Source organism: Streptomyces olivaceus (assembly GCF_000721235.1).
GTDB lineage: Bacteria > Actinomycetota > Actinomycetes > Streptomycetales > Streptomycetaceae > Streptomyces > Streptomyces olivaceus.
In genome coordinates this window covers 77,257-95,731 of record NZ_JOFH01000013.1, presented here as the reverse complement: position 1 = coordinate 95,731, position 18,475 = coordinate 77,257, and the positions used below count along the sequence as shown (strand labels likewise).

The following is an 18,475-nucleotide window of genomic DNA, read 5'->3' as shown; positions in this document are numbered from 1 at the left end:
GACGGCGTCGGGGCATGCGGGAGCGGCTCGTGGGGTCCGCGTCCGCGCACCGGCGGCAGGGCGCCGCCGAGTCAGGCGCGCAGGGTGGCGCCACCGTCGACGTACAGGTCGTGCATGGTGATGTGCCGGGCCCGGTCGGAGGCCAGGAACACCACGGCGTCCGCGACGTCGGCGGGCTCGGCGATCCGGCCGAGCGGGATACCCGTCCGGTACGCGGCGAGGTCTCCCTCGATGACGCCCCGGCGCCCGGCACCGGCACCGCCCGGGGCGTGCTCCCACATGGCCCGCTGCATCTCCGTCAGGGTGGAACCCGGCGAGACGGTGTTGCAGCGCACGCCGAGGGGCGCGACCTCCAGACCGAGGCACTTGGTGAACATCACCGAGGCCGCCTTGGACGCCGCGTACGCCGCCATTCCGGCACGCGGGACGCCTGCCGCGTTGGAGGCCACGGTGACGACGGCACCCCGGCCCCGGGCGGCCATCCCCCGGACGACCGCCCGCGACACGTGCATCACGCCGTCAGTGTTGACGGCGAACACGGCGGCCCAGTCGGCATCGTCCAGTTCGAGCACGGGCCCGCCCCGCAGGACGCCCGCCACGTTCACCAGGAGGTCGAGCGGCCCGAGTTCGCGCTCGACCCCGTCGACCAGGCGCTCCACGGCGTCGACGTCGCTCACGTCGAGCTCTCGTGCCACGACGCTGCCACCGGCCTCCGCGTGCGCCTTGGCGACGGCCTCCACCGCGCCTGCGTCCACGTCGGTCGCACACACCCGGGCCCCCTGTCCGACCAGGGCGTCCACCACGGCGGCGCCTATGCCTCGGCCCGCGCCGGTGACCAGGGCCGACCGACCCTCCAACTCCCGCACCCGGCTCACCCGTCTTCCGCCGTCCGCGCCGCGGACCCATGGTGCGGTGCGGCGCCGCGACAGCGCCCGGACTCCCGAGAAGGACTTGGCAAACGGTTGGATGACAGCGACATGGCTGAAGAACTCCCGCGGTCTGTACTCCGGCCGCACATGACAGGCAGCCCTCAACGACACTTAGGTTAGGCTAACCATAGCTACTGCGCCGAGCGATCACCAGAGGGCAGTTCCGGCCGAGATCCCCTCACGGACCGGCCACGAGCGTCGGTCACCCGCTGACGCCGGCCACGGAAAGCCGGTCCCCGCTCGACCCCCGGAAACGACTCAGGGCCGGTCTCGGATGTCTCCGAAACCGGCCCTGAACTGCGACTGTCTCCAGTCGGGACGACAGGATTTGAACCTGCGACCCCTTGACCCCCAGTCAAGTGCGCTACCAAGCTGCGCCACGTCCCGATGCGGCCCCGCGCGGTGAGCCGCGCGATCACGCGCACAGCACTTTACCGCACCGACCGGACCGCTCCTAACAGGACCCGGCGCGGGCGGCGAGCTGCCGCTTGTCGGGTTTTCCGGCGGGAGTGACCGGTACCTCCTCGATCACGGTCAGCCGGGTCGGCGCGCCGGCCTCCTCCAGTTCCGCGGTGACGAGCGCGCGGAGTTCCGTCAGGTCGGGGACGTGCCCGGCGGTGGGCACCACGAAGGCGTGGACGGCCTCGCCGGTGTCGTCGTCGGGCGCGGCGACGACGTACGCCTCGGCCACCGAAGGGTGGGTGGCGAGCAGCCGCTCGACGGGCCCGGCGTAGTACACGTTGGCGTTGACGATGATCACGTCCCGGGCCCGTCCCGTGAGCCACAGCCGGCCCTCCGCGTCGAGACGGCCGAGGTCGCGGGTGCGCACCCAGCCGTCGACGAAGACCTCGGCGCTGAGGGCGGGCTCCCGCCAGTAGCCCTCCGCCTGCGCGGCGGTGCGGACGAACACCTCGCCGTCGGTGCCGGGCGGGACGGGCCGGCCGGAGTCGTCCCGCACCTCCAGGCCCACGGGCGGCACGCCCAGGGAGCCCGGCACGTCGCCGGGGGTGGCCATGGAGATCATGCCGGTCTCGGTCTGGCCGTACCCGTGGAAGACGACCGGGCCGAGCACCTCCGCGGCCTCGCGCAGCCGTCCGGGCTCCAGCGGGGACCCGGAGACCATCAGCGCGCGGAGGCTGCCGAGGTCCGCGGGTTCCTTGCGCTGGCTCCGCACGAGTTGCGTCAGGCGGGCCACGGTGATGACGCTCGCGGTCGCCCGGTGCCGCACGATGCTGTCGGGGAAGCCCGGCCGCTCGGCGGTGACCAGGGTGCCGCCGGCGGCGAGGGTGAGCAGTCCGTAGTCCATCATCACCTGGCTCGCCAGCGTGCCGAAGACCAGGAACCGGTCGAGGCGCGCCGCCAGTTCGCGGACGGCGGGCGGCCAGGCGTCCGGTCGCAGGGCCCACGCCGCGGTCATCGCCGCGTAGGTCTGGGCGCACGCCTTGGGGACGCCGGTGCTGCCGCTGGTGTGGATGAGGCGGGCGATGTCCCGCCCCCGCGCCGCCACGGTGGGCCGCAGGCCGTCGTCCGGCGCGGACAGCAGGTCGTCCAGTGCGAGGACCTGCCCGGGGCCGGCGTCCGTGCCCGGCCCGTCGGTGACGGTGAAGGCGGTGTCCGCGAGCAGGTGCCCGCGCTGCTGCTCCGTCAGGCCGGGGCGGACCCCGACGACGCGGGCGCCGACGGTGTGGGCCGCGACGACGGCGGCGAATGCCTCCGGGCCGACACCCAGCAGCAGGGCGACGCCGTCGCCGGGCCGCACGCCGCGGTCGCGCAGCCCGCGGGTCACGCGCCGCACGGCGCCGAGGAGTTGCCGTCCGGTGACCGCCCGGTCTCCGTGCTCGAAGACCGGGCGGTCGGCCGCCGCCTCCAGCAGGTCCAGCAGACGGCCGGGGAACTGCTCAGCCAAGGCTCTCCTTCACGAACGCGGCCAGCGGCTGCTGGTGCACCGGCGGGATGTCCCACTCGTTCTCGAGGTTCTCCGCCAGGTGGTGGGTGCCGGCGAGGACGCCGTCGCGGTAGTGGCGGACGACGGGGTGCAGGTAGCTGGAGTCCATGGCGTGTTCGACGTCGTTCTCGGTCACCCGCGGGACGTTGATGTCGAACGGGTCCACGCCGTCGTGGTCGGGCCCGTACTCCAGGTCGACGACGAACCGGTGCGCGGCGGGCCCCAGGCCGCCGTCGACGGCGTAGGCGAGCGGCACCTCCTCCTGGTACACGGCCCGGTCCCCGTCCACGTCGACGACGTCGCCGAGGACGGAGAACTGCTGCCAGAGGCCGGAGGACCGGTTGACGCGGGCGACGACGGCGTCGGCGACCGCCTCCGGAGCCGCGGTGATCGGCCGGGCGGGCCAGGGCGTGTCGTGGTGGCGGGCGTCGAGCACGCGGTGCAGGGCGCGGGTTCCGTAGCGGTAGCCGTGGATGAAGCCGTTGGTGCCCCGTTTGAAGTCGAGTTGCTGGGTCAGCGTGCCGGCGAAGTACAGGCCCGGTACGTTCACCGACTCGTAGGACGAGGTCTGTTCGGGGAAGCGGTCGTTGATGGCCAGGGCGGGGCGGCAGGTCTCGTCGAAGACGCCCGCGTCGAAGCGGAAGCCGGCGCACAGGATGACCCGGTCGTAGTGGAGTTCGCGGAGCCGTTCCGTGGTGCGGGCGTACCGGAAGGTGACCCGGAACCCGCCGTCGTCCGTCTTCTCGACGTTCTCCACGGTGCCGTCCAGGACGGCGTTCTGCGACTTCAGCTGGTAGCTGTCCAGGAAGTTGTTGTTGACCGCGCGCAGGTGGCCCACGAAGTGGGTCTTCCAGGCCAGTCTGAGCGAGTGCGGGCCGGCCACGTGGATGACCGCGGCCTTCGCCAGGAGGGAGTCGGCGGTCTCGAAGGCGGAGTTGCCCTTGCCGACGATCAGGACCCGCTGGTTGGTGAAGGTGGCCGGGTCGGTGTCGAACTCGTCGTAGCGTTCGGCGAGTTGGATACCGGGGATCGGCGGCTCGTTGAGCCGGGAGACGCCGGTCGCCACGACGAGCCTTCTGGCCCGCCACTGCCGCCCGGCGGCGTCGGAGACGGTGAAGAGGCCGTCGTCCGCGCGGGAGACGCGGACGACCTCGGTGCCGTACTCGACGCGGACGCCGGTGCGGTCGGCGAAGTCGGCCAGGTAGCGGACGAAGTCGTCGGCGTGGGGGAAGTACTCCTCGCTGTAGCGGGAGAACAGCAGCTCGGGATCGTCACTGAGCAGGGAGTTCCAGTCCATCCGGAGGTCGAGTTCCGGGTCGGTGTACCCGGTGTGGACCTTGTTGACCGATATCAGCTGTCGATGTCTGGGGTACTTGGTGAAGAACGTGCCGGGTCCGCTCCCCCGCTCCAGGACGAGGTAGTCCCGTCCGTCACGTTCCAGAAGAGCGGCGAGCTGAAGTCCGGCCGGTCCGGCCCCGATGATCAGGTAATCGCGCACCATGGACGGAACGCTAACGGCGTCACATCAGAAGGCTCTGAGATTGCGACGCCTCGGCCGGGGCCGGCGGGGTACTCGGGGCCATGCGGCGTTCGAGGCGTTCGGGCAGGGCCCAGCGGTACAGCGGCACGGCGCCCGCGGTGGTGATCACCGCGACCAGCACCAGCATCGAGAAGACGTCCTTGGTGATCATGCCCTGGGAGAGGCCGATGTTGATGAAGATGAGGATCATCAGGCCGCGGGCGTTCATCAGACCGCCCACCGCCCAGGACTCCCGCCAGCTGAAGCCGGTTCCGCGCATCGCGAGCGCGCACCCGACGTACTTGCCGGTGAATCCGGCCACGAGGATCAGCAGGAACGGCCCGATCATGCCCCAGCCGGCGACGCCGCCCAGTTCGGTGTTGAGGCCGGAGAAGGCGAAGAAGATGGGCAGGAGCAGGACGCAGACCAGGTCCATCATGCGACTGTGCAGGGCCTCGCGGAAGGCGGGGTCGCGGGGCATGGCGAGCCCCGCGATGAAACCCCCGAAGACGGAGTAGATCCCGATGTAGTCGGTGAACAGGCCGGCGAGCAGGACGATGCCCACGACGACGTACATCTGGTCGAAGCCGAACCGGCCGGTGCGCTGCACCCAGGCGCCCATCGGGCGCAGGAGCCGGGCCACCAGGGTGAGCATGACGAGGCCGAAGACCGCGGTGAGGCCGATGGTGCGCAGGACGTGCGGCGCGCCGGCGCCGGAGTGCATCGCGGACAGCACGGCGAGGAAGCACCAGGCCGCCGCGTCGTCGACCGAGGCGCCCAGGAGGGTCATGCGGCCGAGCGGGGAGTTCTCCAGGCCGCGTTCGTAGAGGATGCGGGCGAGCATCGGGAAGGCGGTGATGGACAGGGCGCCGCCGACGAAGAGGGCGAACTCGAAGGGCGACACGTCGGGCCGCGAGAGGCGGTCGTGGAGCAGGTAGCCGCACGCGGCGCCGAGCGCGAGGGACGGGACGATGCCGGAGACGGCGAGGACGGCCGCGTTCCTGGTGTCCTTCCTGCCGTTGCCGCCGCCGTGGTCGAGGCCGGCGCCGACCAGGAACATGAACAGGGTGAGGCCGATGGTGCTCAGTACGTAGAGGATCGGCTTCACCTCGGCGGGGAAGACGGCTCTCTGCGCCTCGGGGAAGAGGGCGCCGAACAGCGTGGGGCCGAGGAGGACACCGGCGACCATCTCGCCCAGCACGCGTGGCTGCTTCACCAGGAGGGCGAGGCGCCCGCAGACGGCGGAGGCGGCGAGGATGACCACGATGGCGGGCAGGACCCGCAGGACGAGTTCGAGGTTCTTGTCGGTGGCGGCCAGGTGGAGGGTGGGCGGCACGGGGGTCTCCTGTGGGCGTCTACGGGGGTGGGGTGGCGCAGGTCGGCGGGTCGACGTCGCGGAACCGGGCGTGCCGACGCCGGTGTTGCGGCAGGAGGAGGCTCGGCGGCGGAACAGGGGGTCGGGCTGCCGTCGAGCGATGGGCTGTGCGCCGTGCGGTGGCGCGACCCGGATGCGTGGTCCGCGGTCGTGGCCGGTGGGCCGAAGCCGTAAGGCGAAGTCGTGAGGCGAAGTCGTGAGCCGAATCCGTGAGGGGGTGAAGTCGTGGGCCGACGTCGTGGGCCGGCGGGTGCCGTTCCGCCTGTCGGCGGCCACGAGCCGCTAGGAGGGCGGGACTTGGGCGGGGCGCGCCGCGCGGCGCCGGGACCGAGGGCCGCGCGTCCTCGCGCGTACCGCGGCGGCCGTCGCCCCGCCGCGTGCACCGTCAGTCCCGGCGGCGCTCGGTGGGGTGCGCCGACGCCGGACAGTGCGCCGGTGGCTGCTCCCGCTCGGGGCGCGGGGGCGGCGGTCCCGCCGCGGGCTCGTGTTCCGTGGGGGCGCCCCCGGCCTGCGCGTCCCCCGGGTGCGCGACCGGGCAGCCGCCCGCCGGCTGCTCGGCGAAGTAGCGCGTGGCCAGCCGTTGGTGACGGGCGTGCAGGACCATGGCGGTGCCGAGCACCAGTTGCCGTACCCCCCGCGTGACGTCCTCCACCCCGTCCCGGACGCGGACGAAGCTCCGCAGTGCCTCCAGGCGGCGCGGCGGGAACGGCAGGCCGCGCGGGACGAGCAGGCAGGGCGCGCGGTGCGGGATGGACCGGGTGTGCGAGGCCGTCGAGTCGAGGCGGAAGCGGCGCAGCACCTCCCGGACCGCGGCGCGCATGACCAGCGGGGACAGCCGCCACGCCGGGCAGGGGCGGTTGGCCGCCGCGCCGAACGGGATGTGGTGGGCGTCCTTGGCGGAGAGGGCGGCCCAGCGGTCCGGGTCGAACGCGTCGGGCCGGTCGTAGCCGGTGGCGTGGTAGCCGGGATAGCTGAAGCAGACCACGGACCCGGCCGGCAGCACGGTGTCCTCGTCCAGAGGGACCTCGCCGGTGGTGATGCGGTGCGCGATGCCGAACAGCGGGTACAGGCGCATCGTCTCGTCGAGCACGTGGGCGAGGTACCGGTCGTCGTCCCCGGAGTCCTCCGCCGCACGCCGCTGGACGTCGGGGTGGCGGGCCAGGGCTAGCAGGACGTGGGCGGTGGCCTCGGACAGCTGCACGACGGCCGTGTTGAACATCGTCCCCTGCAGGTAGTGCACCTGCTCGGCCGGCGAGAGCGAGGCCGGCAGCGCGTGCGGCACGTCACCGGCCGCGACCCGGTCGCGCAGGTACGCCGTCAGCCTGGCCCGGCGCCTGGGGTGGCGCAGCCCGGTGCACTTCAGGGCGCTGATCACGTCCTCGGCGTGGCCGGTGATCAGGTCCCGGACGCGCGGCGGGCACGGTTCCTTGAACACGAGTTCGTAGCAGAACTCGGCCCACGCGGGCATCACCAGGTCCCGCAGCCGGACCAGACTGACGCGGGTGTCCGGCACCGTGTCGAGCACGCGGGCGAAGGCCCGGGTCGCCGCTTCCGCGAGGTCGGCGGAGCCTCCGACCAGCATGCGCCGGGTCGCGGCGGCCACGTCCTCGTAGCGCTCGCCGGGCTCCAGGTGCTCCTGGTGCACCTCGGGCCCCGGTGCGAGCCAGTACCAGAACAGGTCGGACAGGCCCGCCCCGGCGCTGCGGCCGTCCACCGCCGGGTGGGCGTAGACCCGCTCGAACACCTCGGGTCCGTGGGAGGCGTTGGGCAGGGTGACCGTGTGGTCGCCGTTGACCTTCTCGAAGATGCGCACCCGCAGGGCCACCACCCCGCGCGGCAGCCACCACGTGTCCGCCGCGGCGGCCGGCCTCGTCCCGCTCCTCACCACGTCCCACCCTTCCGGACGACCATGTCCTGCGTCAGATCTGCGTTGCGGCGCCCGCCGCACAGGGCGAGCGTGTGGTCGTACTGGTCGCGCAGCGTCGCCAGCACGGTGCGGGCCCCGGCCTCGCCCCCGGCGGCCAGGCCCCAGACCACCGGGCGTCCCACGCCGACGGCCGCCGCGCCCAGGGCCAGGGCGACGGCGACGTCACTGCCGCGGCGCACCCCGCCGTCCAGCAGGACCGGCACCCGGCCCGCGACGGCGCCGACGACCGCGGGCAGGCAGTCCACCGCGGCCGGGACGGCGTCGCACTGGCGGCCCCCGTGGTTGGAGACGATCACCCCGGACGCACCGTGCTCGACGGCCAGCCGGGCGTCGGCCGGATGGAGGACTCCCTTGACCAGCACCGGAAGTGCGGTCATGCGCGGTATACCGGCGAAGTCCCGCCAGGAGAGCGCCGGGGACATCGGGATGTCGGTGAGCGAGCCGGGCGGGGCACCCGGCAGGTCCCGCATGTTCTCCGCGGCGTAGCCGGGCGGCAGGTCGGTGAAGCCGTTGCGCAGGTCCCTGGTGTGCCGACCGAACACCGGCGAGTCGACGGTGACCACCAGCGCCGTGCAGCCCGCCGCCTCGGCGCGCAGCACGAGTGCTTCGGTGACCTCCCGGCGCGGGTGCGGATAGAGCTGGAACCACACGGCGGGGTCCGGGGCGGCCTCGCGGGCCGCCGCGACCACGGCGTCGACCGCGGTGGTGGCGGCGGTGCCCGTCACCAGGACCGCGCCCTCGGCGGCGGCCGCGCGGGCCGTGGCGCGCTCGCCGTCCGGGTGCATCAGCCGGTGGAACGCGGTCGGCGCGACGATCACCGGCGCCGCCTGCCGGGCGCCCGGCAGATCGACGGCGGTGTCCCTGGTCTCGCTGCCGCACAGCACCCGCGGCAGCAGCCGGTACGACTCGAAGGCCTGCTCGTTGGCGGCGAGGACGCGTTCCTCGCCGGCCCCGCCCGCCACGTAGTCGTAGCGGACGGGGTCGAGCGCCTCGCGGGCCGCGTCGTGCAGCGCGCGCAGCGTCACGGTGCCACCGGAGCGGAAGCGCCGTCCGAGGCGGGGGTGCCGCCCGGGGCAGGGGCGCCGTCCGGGACGGGGGTGCCGCCCGGGGTGGAAGAGCCCGACGTGGCGGAGGAGCCGAGGTGTTCGGTGAGGAACGCGCGCAGCGGGGCGCGGTGGAACTCCTCGCTGTCCCACTCGTTCTCCAGGTTCTCCGTGACGTGGTGCTCGGCGACGAACTCGCCGCCCCGGTACCAGCGGACGACCGGATGCAGGTAGCGGCCGTCGAGGCCCCCCACGTCCTGCTGCGACTTGCGGGAGGCGGTCACGTCGAAGGGGTCCACCCGGTCGTGGTCCGCGCCGTACTCCAGGGTGATCACCGCGTGGGCGGCCGTCTCGCCGAAGTCGCCGGCGCGCACGGCGTCCGGCACATGGCGCACGGGAACCTCCTCGGCGTAGCGCAGGGTGCCGTCCGGGCCGACCAGCAGGACGTCGCCGAGGACGGCGAACTGCTGCCACAGCGCGGAGGAGCGGTTGACGCGGGTGACGACCGCGTCCACGGAGCGCTCCGGGTCGCCGCCCAGCTCCGTCACCGGCCAGGCCTCGCCGTGGTGACGTGCGCGCAGGGCCCGGTGCAGGGCGCGGACCGAGTAGCGGAAGCCGTGGATGAATCCGGTGGTGGACTTCTTGAAGTCGGGGCCCTGCATCAGCGTTCCGGCGAAGTACAGGCCGGGCACGTTGGCCGACTCGCCGACGGGCGTGAGGGCCGGGAAGCGGCCGTCGACGATCAGGTCCGGCGTGCAGGTCTCGTCGAAGAGCGAGGTGTCGATCCGGAACCCGGTGGCGGCGATCACCCGGTCGTAGTGGAGGTCCTTGACCACCTCGTCGACCCGTTCGAACGACACCGGCACGCTGAAGCCGTCCCCGTCCCGGCGGATCTCCAGCACCCGGCCGTCGAGCAGCGCGTTCTGCGACTTCAGCTGGTAGCTGTCGAGGAAGTTGTTGTTCACCGCGCGCAGGTGGCCGACGTAGTGCGTCTGCCACGCGAGCCGCAGGGAGCCAGAGCCGACGACGTGGATGACCGCCGCGTTCTCCATCAGGCTGTCGGCCGTCTCGAAGGCGGAGTTGCCGCGGCCGATGATCAGCACCCGCTGGCCGGTGAAGGACTCCGGGTCGGTGTCGAAGGTGTCGTAGCGTTCGGCCAGTTCGATGCCCGGGACGTCGGGCAGGTTGGGCTGCGACACCCCGGTGGCCACCACCAGGCGCCGGGCCCGCCACGCCGTACCGGCCCCGTCGGTGACGGTGAAGCCGTCGGCGTCGCGGGAGACCTTCTCCACGGTGGTGTCGTACCGCACCCGCACTCCGGTGCGGGCCGCGAAGTCCGCCAGGTAGCGGACGAGGTCGTCGGCCGGCGGGAAGTAGCGCTTGCTGTACCGGGTGAACAGCAGCTCGGGATCGTCGCTCAGGATGGAGTTCCAGTCCATCCGCATCCGCAGTTCCGGATCGTCGTATCCGGTGTGCACCTTGTTGGTGGAAATGAGTTGGCGGTGCCGGGGGAAGCGCGTGAAGAACGCGCCCGGAACGCTGCCGCGTTCCAGGACGACGTAGTCCGCACCGTCACGCTCCAGAGAGGCGGCGAGTTGCAGTCCCGCGGGCCCCGCTCCGATGATCAGGTAGTCGTGCGCCATGACCGGGACGCTATCCACCGGTTTTCAGAGCGTTCTGAGATTCACCGCCTATGTTCTCCGGCGTGCTCACCACCACAGACACCGTCTCGCTGACCGGCCCGCTGGACTCCGCCGTCCTGCGCCGTGCGGCGGCGCCGCTCACCGTCACCGTGGACGACGAGGCCCGCGCGCGCATCGACCGCGGCCGGAGCCTCTTCCACGGGCTGCGCCACGGCGACGGCGGCGAGGAGCGGAAGATCTACGGGGCCACCACGGGGTTCGGCGCCCTCGTCGGCTACGCCGGCCGCGCCGACGAGGCGGACCAGTGCGACAACACCCTCGCGCACCTCGGCGCCGGCCAGGGCCCGGACCTGCCGCACGGGATCGCCCGCGCGGCCCTGCTGCTGCGCGCCCGGTCACTCGCCCAGGGGTACTCCGGCGTGTCCGCCGAGGTGGTGGAGCGGCTCACCGCGATGTTCGCCACGACCTTCGTCCCCGCCGTCCCGCGCTACGGCTCGGTCGGCGCGAGCGGCGATCTGATCCCGCTCGCCTACGCCACCCAGGCCCTGCGCGGCCGCGGTCACGCCTACCTGGACGGCCGGCGCATGCCGGCCGCCGACGCGCTGGAGGCCGCCGGGCTGCGCCCCCTGGCCCTGGACGGCCGCGACGCCCTGGCCCTCGTCAACGGCACCTCCGTCACCACCGCTGCCACGGCCCTGGCCCTCGACGCCGTCCGCGGCGCGCACCGTGCGCTGACGTCCCTCACCTGCCTGCTGGCCGACCTCCTCGGCTGCGACCCCGGCTTCCTCGACGAGGACCTGCTGCGTGCCTACGGCCACCCCGGAGCCGTCGTCGTCGGCGCCCGCATGCGGCGCACGCTCACCGGCGTCACCCCCTCCGGCACCCGGCCGCTGCAGGAGCCGTACAGCATCCGCTGCGCCCCGCAGCTGCTCGGCGCCGCGGAGGACGCCCTCCGCTACGTCGACGGCGTGGTCGCCGCCGACCTGGGCGGTGTCAGCGACAACCCCCTCTTCTTCGAGAACGGGACGCGCGAGAACGGCACGGGCACCGGCAAGGTGGTGCACGGCGGCAACTTCTTCGGGCAGCCCGCGGCCTTCGCGGCCGACCTGCTCGCCTCCGTCACCGCTCAGCTGGGCAACCTCGCCGAGCGGCAGCTCGACCTGCTGGTGGACCCGGCGCGCAACGGCGGCCTGCCGCCGATGCTGGCCGTCGAGCCGGGCGCCCAGCACGGGCTGCAGGGCGTGCAGTTGGCCACCACCGCGTTCGTCGCCGAGATCCGCCGCGCCGCGGTCCCGGCCGGGATGCAGAGCCTGCCGACGAACCTGCACAACCAGGACGTCGTCCCGTTCGGCACCCAGGCCGCCCTGCGCTCCTACGACATGGCCGAACTGCTCGGCCTGCTCTGCGGGTCGCTCGCGCTCGGTCTGCGCCAGGCCGCGCACGTCGGCGCCCGGCGCCCGACGGCTCCCGGATGCGGCGAACTGCTCGACTCCCTGGTCGAGTTGATCGAACCGGTCGAGCCGGACCGTCCGCTGGACGCGGACGTCCGCGCCGCGGCGGACCTGTTGGTCAGGGGCGACCCGACTTGACCGGTTGCGCCGCGGGCCGGGCGAGGGGCCCGGTGCCCTGCGGGAGGCGGATGGTGAAGCGGGCGCCCCGGCCGGGCCGGCCGGTCGCGGTGAGCGTGCCGCCGTGGTGCGTGACGACCTCCCGCAGCAGCGCGAGTCCCAGCCCGTACCGGCCGCCCCTGCCGCTGCGGTGGAACCGCTCGAACAGGCGCTCCGTCTCGGCCGGGTCGAACCCGGCGCCGGTGTCCGTGACGGTCAGCTCCACCGCGCCGCGTACGCCCGCGAGGGCGACGGTGATCCGTCCGTGCGGCGGAGTGTGTCCGATGGCGTTGGTCAGCAGCTCGCCCACGGCGCGGCGCAGCGCGGACTCGATGCCGTCGACGAACAGGGGGTGCGGCGGGGCGTCCACCGTGATGGTGAGGCGGTTCTCCCGCGCGCGGTCCGACTCCTCGGCGACCACGGACCGGGCCAGCTCCGCCAGGTCGATCGGCCCGCGTTCGGCCCGCCGGGCATGCCCGGCCGTGAGGCTCGCGGACAGCAGCAGGTCGTCGAGGACTTCGCCGAGCCGACCAGCCGAGCCGACCAGCCGGGCCAGCTCGTCGCGGTGCCGGGCCGGCAGGTTCTCGGCCCTCGCCTGCCGCGACAGCACCTGCGCCCGGGTGTACACCTGGGTGACGGGGGTGCGCAGTTCGTGGCTGGCGTCCGTGACGAAGCGGCGCTGGCGGGCGAGCGCCTCCGCCAGCGGGGCGACCGCCCGGCGGCCGAGTACCGCGCCGGTGACGGCCGCGGCGACGAGCCCCACGACTTCGGCGATGCCCAGGGCGCCCCACAGGTATCTGCGGTCGGCGAGCTGGAAGCGCATGTCGAACACCGCCTGCACCACGTCCCCGTCGGCTCTGACCTGACTGCGCACCAGGTAGACGGTGTTGTCGCGGCGCACGGTGCGCTCCACCGCCTCGTGGGTCGCGCGCACCCGGTCCAGGTCGGCGCGGACCGGGAAGCCGCCCGGGGCGTTGGCGAGCCGGGGCACGCCGGGGGCGTACAGCCAGGTGCAGCCCGGCGGGCTCGACAGGTCGCCGCGCGCCGCGCCGTACCGCAGTTCGCGCCACACCTGGTCGTTCTGCGCCTGTGTCATCACGGTCTGGGCGATGCCGCCGACGACCGTGACCAGCAGCGTGATGATGGCACCGGTGATCACGGAGATCCGCAGGCGGGCCCGGCGCACCGCCGCCAGCTCCGCGCGGGTCGACGACCTCACAGCGCCCCCAGCCGGTATCCGAGGCCGCGGACGGTGTGCACCGCCTGCCGGCCCAGCTTGCGGCGCAGGTAGTAGACGTAGGTGTCGACGATGGAGGACGCGGGCGCCTCCTGGAAGACCGCCCGGCGCAGCTCCGCCCGCGAGTACACGGTGCCGGGGCGCGAGGCGAGGACCCACAGCAGCGCGAACTCGCGGGCCGCGAGGGCGATCCGCTCGCCGTCGGCCGTCTCGACCTCCCGCGGGCCGACGTGGAGCTGCCCCGAGCCGATCCTGAGCACGTCGGCCCGGTCGAGCGCCCGTCGGCACAAGGCCCTTAATCGGGCGCTGAGTTCGTCCAGCTCGAACGGCTTGACGAGGTAGTCGTCGGCACCGGCGTCCAGACCGTCGACCCGGTCGTGGACCGTGCCCATCGCGGTCAGCAGCATGACCGGCGTACGGACCGCGCGGGAGCGCAGCCGGGCCAGCACGTCGAGGCCGTCGAGGGCGGGCAGGCGCCGGTCGACGACGAGCACGTCGTACTGGCGGGTGAGGCCGAGGTGCAGGCCCCGCTGCCCGTCGGTCGCCGTGTCGACCTCGTACCCCTCGTCCCGCAGGACCTCGGAGAGCATGGTGACGATGTCCGGGTCGTCCTCGACGAGCAGCAGCCGCCAAGGGTTGTGCGTGTCCTCCTGAGCCAACGTCCCACTCCGCCCACCCCCGTCACCCGTTGACCGAACGAGATTTCGATCGGCGTGATCACGCTAACGCGCGGCCGGGGCGCACGGGCCGGAGAGTGCGAACTCGGTTGCGTACTCGGCTCCTTACTGTCCGTGTCGTGGCGTTTCGTCTCGGGTGACCGGGGCCGCGCGTGCCGGCCGGCCGCGACGCGGGGGACGGGGCGGGGGACAATCGGTGCCATGGACAGCCCTGCCGACAATCCTGCCGACGACCCCGTGGAGAGCACCGGCCCCGACCGCCCGGCCGACGGGCGTGACCGCGACGACGAGGGGCGGGCCCGCAACGCCCGGCCCCGGGACGGGCTCGGGCGGCCGCTGCCGTACGGCGCCGAGGGCGTCCCCCGGCAGCCCGAGGGCGTCGTGCGGGCCCCGGACGACACCGTCGCCGAGGCGCAGCGGCTGCTGGACGGAGGGCAGCCGTTCCACGCGCACGAGGTCTTCGAGGACGCCTGGAAGTCGGGGCCCGACGGCGAGCGCGAGCTGTGGCGGGGCCTGGCCCAGCTGGCCGTGGGGCTCACCCACGCGGCCCGCGGCAACGCCACCGGCGGGGCGCGGCTGCTGCGGCGCGGGGCGGCGGCCGTGACCGGGTGGGCGGCGTCGGAGTCCGGGCGGGGACGGCCGTACGGGATGGACCTCGGCGCGGTCGCCGGGTGGGCGCGGGGGCTGGCCGGTGAGGTGGAGGCCGGTGTGCGCGTGGACGCGGCGGCGCGGGCGCCCCGGCTGCGGGGCTGAGACCGGGGCGCGGGCGGCGGCCCGGACACGACGCGGCCGGTGGCGTACGGCAGACTCGGGACGTGCGGACAATCCATGTGATCGGTATCGGCGCGGGCGACCCCGAGCAGCTGACCCTGCAGGCGGTGCGGGCGCTGCGCGGCACCGACGTGTTCTTCGTCCTGGACAAGGGCGAGGTCAAGGCCGACCTGGTGCGGCTGCGCCGGGAGATGCTGCGGACGCACGTGCCGGAGGGGACGTACCGGATCGTCGAGGCGCGCGACCCCGAGCGGGACCGCGGCGCGGACGGCGCGGCCTACTCCCCCGCCGTCGGCGACTGGCGCAGTGCCCGCGCCGGGATCTGCGAGCGGCTGATCGCCGAGGAGCTGGGCGAGGACGAGAGCGGCGCGTTCCTGGTCTGGGGCGACCCCGCGCTGTACGACAGCACGCTCGGGATCCTGGAGGAGATCCTGGCGCGCTCCACGGTGACGTTCACGTACGACGTCGTGCCCGGCGTCAGCAGTGTCTCCTCGCTGGCCGCCCGGCACCGGACCGGGCTGAACCGGGTGGGGCGCCCGGTGCAGATCACCACGGGGCGGCGGCTCGCCGAGGGCTTCCCCGCGGACGCCGACGACGTCGTCGTGATGCTCGACGCCCACCAGGCCTTCCGGCAGTACGCGGACCAGGACATCGACATCTACTGGGGCGCCTACCTGGGCACTCCGGACGAGATCCTCGACTCCGGTCCGATCGCCGAGGCCGCGCCCCGCATCGAGCGGCTGCGCGCCGAGGCCCGGGAGCGCAAGGGCTGGATCATGGACACCTATCTGCTGCGGCGCAATCCCGGCGCGCGCTGACCGGGCGTCCGCGCGCACCCGGGCGGACCGTCCCCGCATGCGTGGCCGGTGCACCGGTGTGATCGTGACCGTGTGACAGTTGCCGAGGGAACGCCACGGACCGCCGCCGCCCAGCCGCCCGTGCTGGACCGGCGGCGCCGCAACGTCGTCTTCGTCACGATCATGCTGGGCATGCTGCTCGCCGCCCTGGACCAGACGATCGTCGGCACCGCGCTGCCCACGATCGTGTCGGACCTGGGCGGCGCCGCGCACATGTCGTGGGTGGTGACCTCGTACCTGCTCGCGGAGACCGTGGCGACGGTGCTGGTCGGCAAGTTCGGCGACCTGTTCGGGCGCAAGGTGGTCTTCCAGGTCTCGGCGGTCGTGTTCATCACGGGCTCGTTCCTGTGCGGGCTGGCCACGAACATGCCGCTGCTGATCCTGTGGCGGGCGATGCAGGGCGTCGGCGCGGGCGGCCTGATGGTGACGGCGATGGCGCTGATCGCGGACGTCATCCCGCTGCGGGAGCGCGGCAAGTACCAGGGCGCCATCGGCGCGGTGTTCGGGGTCTCGACCGTCATCGGCCCGCTGCTGGGCGGGCTGTTCACCGACCACCTGTCCTGGCGCTGGGCGTTCTACGTCAACGTGCCGATCGCGATCGTCGTGGTGATCGCCGCCGCCCGCACCATCCCGGTGGTGAAGTCGGCGGCGCGTCCCGTCATCGACTACCTGGGCATCGCGCTGGTGGCGGTCGGTGCGAGCGCGCTGATCCTGGCGACGAGCTGGGGAGGCAACCAGTACGCGTGGGGCTCCCCCGTGATCCTCGGCCTGTTCGCGGGCGGGCTGCTCGCGCTCGCGCTGTTCTGCCGGGTGGAGACCCGGGCGGCCGAACCGATGCTGCCGATGCGGCTGTTCGCCAACCCGGTGTTCACGGTCTGCTCGGTCCTCAGCTTCATCGTCGGCTTCGCGATGCTGGGCGCGCTGACGTACCTGCCGACGTATCTGCAGTACGTCGACGGCGACTCGGCCACCGTCTCGGGGGTGCGGACGCTGCCGATGGTGGCGGGGCTGCTGATCGCGTCGGTGTTCAGCGGCAACGTGGTCAGCAAGACGGGGCGCTACCGGCTGTTCCCGATCGCGGGCTCGCTGGTGATGGGCGCCGGCCTGTTCCTGATGTCGCGGATGGGTCCCGCCACGGGCGCGGGGCTCGAGTCGCTGTACATGTTCGTGCTCGGCACGGGCATCGGCCTGTCCATGCAGGTGCTGACCATCGTCGTGCAGAACACCGTGGTCTACGCCGACCTGGGCACCGCGACCTCGGGGGTCACCTTCTTCCGCACCCTCGGCAGCTCCTTCGGCACCGCCGTCTTCGGCACGATCTACGCCAACGCGCTCGGACCCAACCTCCGGGACGGCGTCGCGGCGGCCTCCCGCACCGGCGCCGCCGATCCGTCGGTGATCGCGCGGGCGGCGTCGAGCCCGGAGGGGGTGCACGGGCTGCCGCCCGAGGCGTCGGTTCCGGTCGTCGGCGCGTACGCGGACACCCTCCAGACCGTGTTCCTGTGGACGGTGCCGGTCGCCGTGCTGGGCTTCGTCGTCGCCCTGTTCCTCAGACAGGTCCAGTTGCGCGACAGTGCCCGCGCGGGCTCCACGGACCTGGGCGAGGGCTTCGCATCGCCGCACGACGCCAGCAGCAGGCGCGCCCTGGAGGCGTCCGTCGGCAAGGTCATCGGCAGTACGGAACTGGACACCGCGCGCCGGATCATCGCCGGCAGCGACACCCGGCTCGACGTCGCGGGCGCCTGGGCGGTGATGCAGGTGGAGCTGTTCACGCGGCTGGTCGGACACGCCAGCCTCGGGCTGATCGCGGCCCGGCGCCGGATGCCGCCGGAGGTACTGCTGCCGGTCTTCGACCGGATGGTGGAGGAAGGGTTCCTGACCCGCGACGGCTCGCTGCTCTCCCACACCGCGGCGGGCGCCCGCGAGGCCCTGGTCATCGGCCGGGCGTGGACGGCCTGGCTGGAGGACCGGGTGGCGCAGGACATCGGCCGCCCCACGGACGCCGAGCTGCGCGCCGCCCTCGACTCGATCGCCAAGCGCCTGCTGGTGGAGGACCTCGGCAACGGCCTCCCGCAGCGCCTCAGGCAAGCAGGAGCTGAAGACCGCCCACGATCGTCGCCGCGATCACCAGACGTTCGAACAGGCGTTGGTTGATCCGGGTCACCGCCCACTTGCCCAGCAGTGCGCCGGGCACCACGAAGACGACGAGTACGGCGTCGAGGAGCAGCGAGCGGCCGTCGATCAGGCCGAGGCCCGCGCTGAAGGGCAGCTTGGAGACGTTGACGATCAGGAAGAAGAACGCCGACGTGCCCAGGAAGCCGAGTTTCCGGAATCCGGCGGAGAGCAGGTACATCGACATCACCGGGCCGCCCGCGTTGGCGACCATCGTGGTGAACCCGCCGAGGACGCCGTACGAGCGGGCCTTGACCCGGCCGGCGCGGGAGGCGCTCCCGTCCGGCCGCCCGGCGCCGTCGGAGTCGTCGGCGGAGTCGGTGGCGGCGTTGGCGGTGTCCCGGCGCCTGCGCCACACCGTCACCCCCGCCATGAACAGCAGGATCACACCGATCGACGTACGGACGATCGCGTCGTCGGCCCACACCAGGAACAGGGTGCCGACGACCACCCCCACCGCGACGGCCGGGAACAGCCGCCACAGCGTGGGCCAGTGGGCGTGGCGCCGGTAGGTGAGGACGGCCAGGACGTCCCCGGCGATCAGCACCGGCAGCAGGATGCCGGTGGAGGCGCGGGCGGGCAGGACCGCGGCGAAGATGGCGAGGCTGACCGTGTTGGCCCCGCTCACCGCGGTCTTGGAGAAGCCGACGAGCAGGGCTGCGAAGGCGAGCGCGGCGAATTGCCAGCCGGTGAGGTGCCAGAGCGTCATGGTGTCCATTGCGGCCACCGATGCTATGCGCACCCGACCGGCACCGTAAGCACTGTCTCGCCCA

14 protein-coding genes and 1 tRNA gene are annotated in these 18,475 nt (G+C 73.4%); 4 read left to right on the top strand and 11 right to left on the bottom strand.

The annotated features are described in order from the left end of the window. Positions 1-71 precede the first annotated feature (71 nt). The 8 genes from IG94_RS0115685 to IG94_RS0115650 form a co-directional block, all read right to left on the bottom strand. Positions 72-875, bottom strand: a complete 804-nt coding sequence (locus IG94_RS0115685; RefSeq protein WP_031036021.1) for a 2,3-dihydro-2,3-dihydroxybenzoate dehydrogenase — start codon at positions 873-875, stop codon at positions 72-74. Positions 876-1,242: 367 nt separating this feature from the next. Further along, a tRNA-Pro gene (locus IG94_RS0115680) sits at positions 1,243-1,316 on the bottom strand. A 67-nt stretch (positions 1,317-1,383) separates the two neighbouring features. Next, complete coding sequence (locus IG94_RS0115675) at positions 1,384-2,835, bottom strand: class I adenylate-forming enzyme family protein (RefSeq protein ID WP_031036018.1); 1,452 nt, start codon at positions 2,833-2,835, stop codon at positions 1,384-1,386. After that, positions 2,828-4,375 carry an NAD(P)-binding domain-containing protein gene (locus tag IG94_RS0115670; protein ID WP_031036014.1) on the bottom strand — a complete coding sequence of 516 codons (1,548 nt, stop codon included), beginning with the start codon at positions 4,373-4,375 and terminating at the stop codon, positions 2,828-2,830. Before IG94_RS0115670 ends, IG94_RS0115675 begins: the two co-directional genes overlap by 8 nt. A gap of 19 nt (positions 4,376-4,394) precedes the next feature. Beyond that, positions 4,395-5,729 (bottom strand): cation:proton antiporter, encoded by a 1,335-nt coding sequence (locus IG94_RS0115665; RefSeq protein ID WP_052410702.1) that lies wholly within the window; start codon positions 5,727-5,729, stop codon positions 4,395-4,397. Positions 5,730-6,153: 424 nt separating this feature from the next. Beyond that, the gene (locus tag IG94_RS0115660) at positions 6,154-7,653 is read right to left on the bottom strand and encodes a cytochrome P450 (protein ID WP_078892317.1); all 1,500 of its coding nucleotides are present in this window, start codon (positions 7,651-7,653) and stop codon (positions 6,154-6,156) included. Further along, positions 7,650-8,720 (bottom strand): alpha-hydroxy acid oxidase, encoded by a 1,071-nt coding sequence (locus tag IG94_RS0115655; RefSeq protein WP_031036008.1) that lies wholly within the window; start codon positions 8,718-8,720, stop codon positions 7,650-7,652. The genes IG94_RS0115660 and IG94_RS0115655 overlap by 4 nt, the downstream gene beginning before the upstream one ends. Continuing rightward, positions 8,717-10,381 (bottom strand): NAD(P)-binding domain-containing protein, encoded by a 1,665-nt coding sequence (locus IG94_RS0115650; protein ID WP_078892312.1) that lies wholly within the window; start codon positions 10,379-10,381, stop codon positions 8,717-8,719. The genes IG94_RS0115655 and IG94_RS0115650 overlap by 4 nt, the downstream gene beginning before the upstream one ends. A gap of 62 nt (positions 10,382-10,443) precedes the next feature. Here IG94_RS0115650 and IG94_RS0115645 point away from each other — a divergent pair, with 62 nt between their 5' ends. Then, positions 10,444-11,970 carry an aromatic amino acid ammonia-lyase gene (locus IG94_RS0115645; RefSeq protein WP_031036004.1) on the top strand — a complete coding sequence of 509 codons (1,527 nt, stop codon included), beginning with the start codon at positions 10,444-10,446 and terminating at the stop codon, positions 11,968-11,970. On the opposite strand, the gene IG94_RS0115640 is transcribed toward IG94_RS0115645, so the two are convergent. Next, positions 11,951-13,207, bottom strand: a complete 1,257-nt coding sequence (locus tag IG94_RS0115640; protein ID WP_224326337.1) for a sensor histidine kinase — start codon at positions 13,205-13,207, stop codon at positions 11,951-11,953. The two genes, IG94_RS0115645 and IG94_RS0115640, sit on opposite strands and share 20 nt — an antisense overlap. Continuing rightward, on the bottom strand, positions 13,204-13,884 hold the full coding sequence (locus IG94_RS0115635) for a response regulator transcription factor (protein WP_031035998.1): 681 nt from the start codon (positions 13,882-13,884) through the stop codon (positions 13,204-13,206). Before IG94_RS0115635 ends, IG94_RS0115640 begins: the two co-directional genes overlap by 4 nt. Positions 13,885-14,103: 219 nt before the next feature. On the opposite strand from IG94_RS0115635, the gene IG94_RS0115630 reads away from it, so the two are divergent. From IG94_RS0115630 to IG94_RS0115620, 3 genes are all read left to right on the top strand, one after another. Further along, positions 14,104-14,655: a DUF309 domain-containing protein gene (locus tag IG94_RS0115630; protein ID WP_052410701.1), complete on the top strand. Its 552-nt coding sequence runs from the start codon at positions 14,104-14,106 to the stop codon at positions 14,653-14,655. Positions 14,656-14,717: 62 nt separating this feature from the next. Continuing rightward, a complete protein-coding gene (gene cobF, locus IG94_RS0115625; protein WP_031035994.1) occupies positions 14,718-15,491 on the top strand; it encodes a precorrin-6A synthase (deacetylating) in 774 nt (257 codons plus the stop codon). A gap of 72 nt (positions 15,492-15,563) precedes the next feature. Continuing rightward, positions 15,564-17,684, top strand: coding sequence for an MDR family MFS transporter (locus IG94_RS0115620; RefSeq protein ID WP_031035992.1), 2,121 nt, complete (start codon positions 15,564-15,566; stop codon positions 17,682-17,684). Here IG94_RS0115620 and IG94_RS0115615 read toward each other — a convergent pair. Then, a complete protein-coding gene (locus IG94_RS0115615; RefSeq protein ID WP_031035990.1) occupies positions 17,611-18,420 on the bottom strand; it encodes a sulfite exporter TauE/SafE family protein in 810 nt (269 codons plus the stop codon). The genes IG94_RS0115620 and IG94_RS0115615 overlap by 74 nt on opposite strands. Between the last annotated feature and the right edge of the window lie 55 nt (positions 18,421-18,475).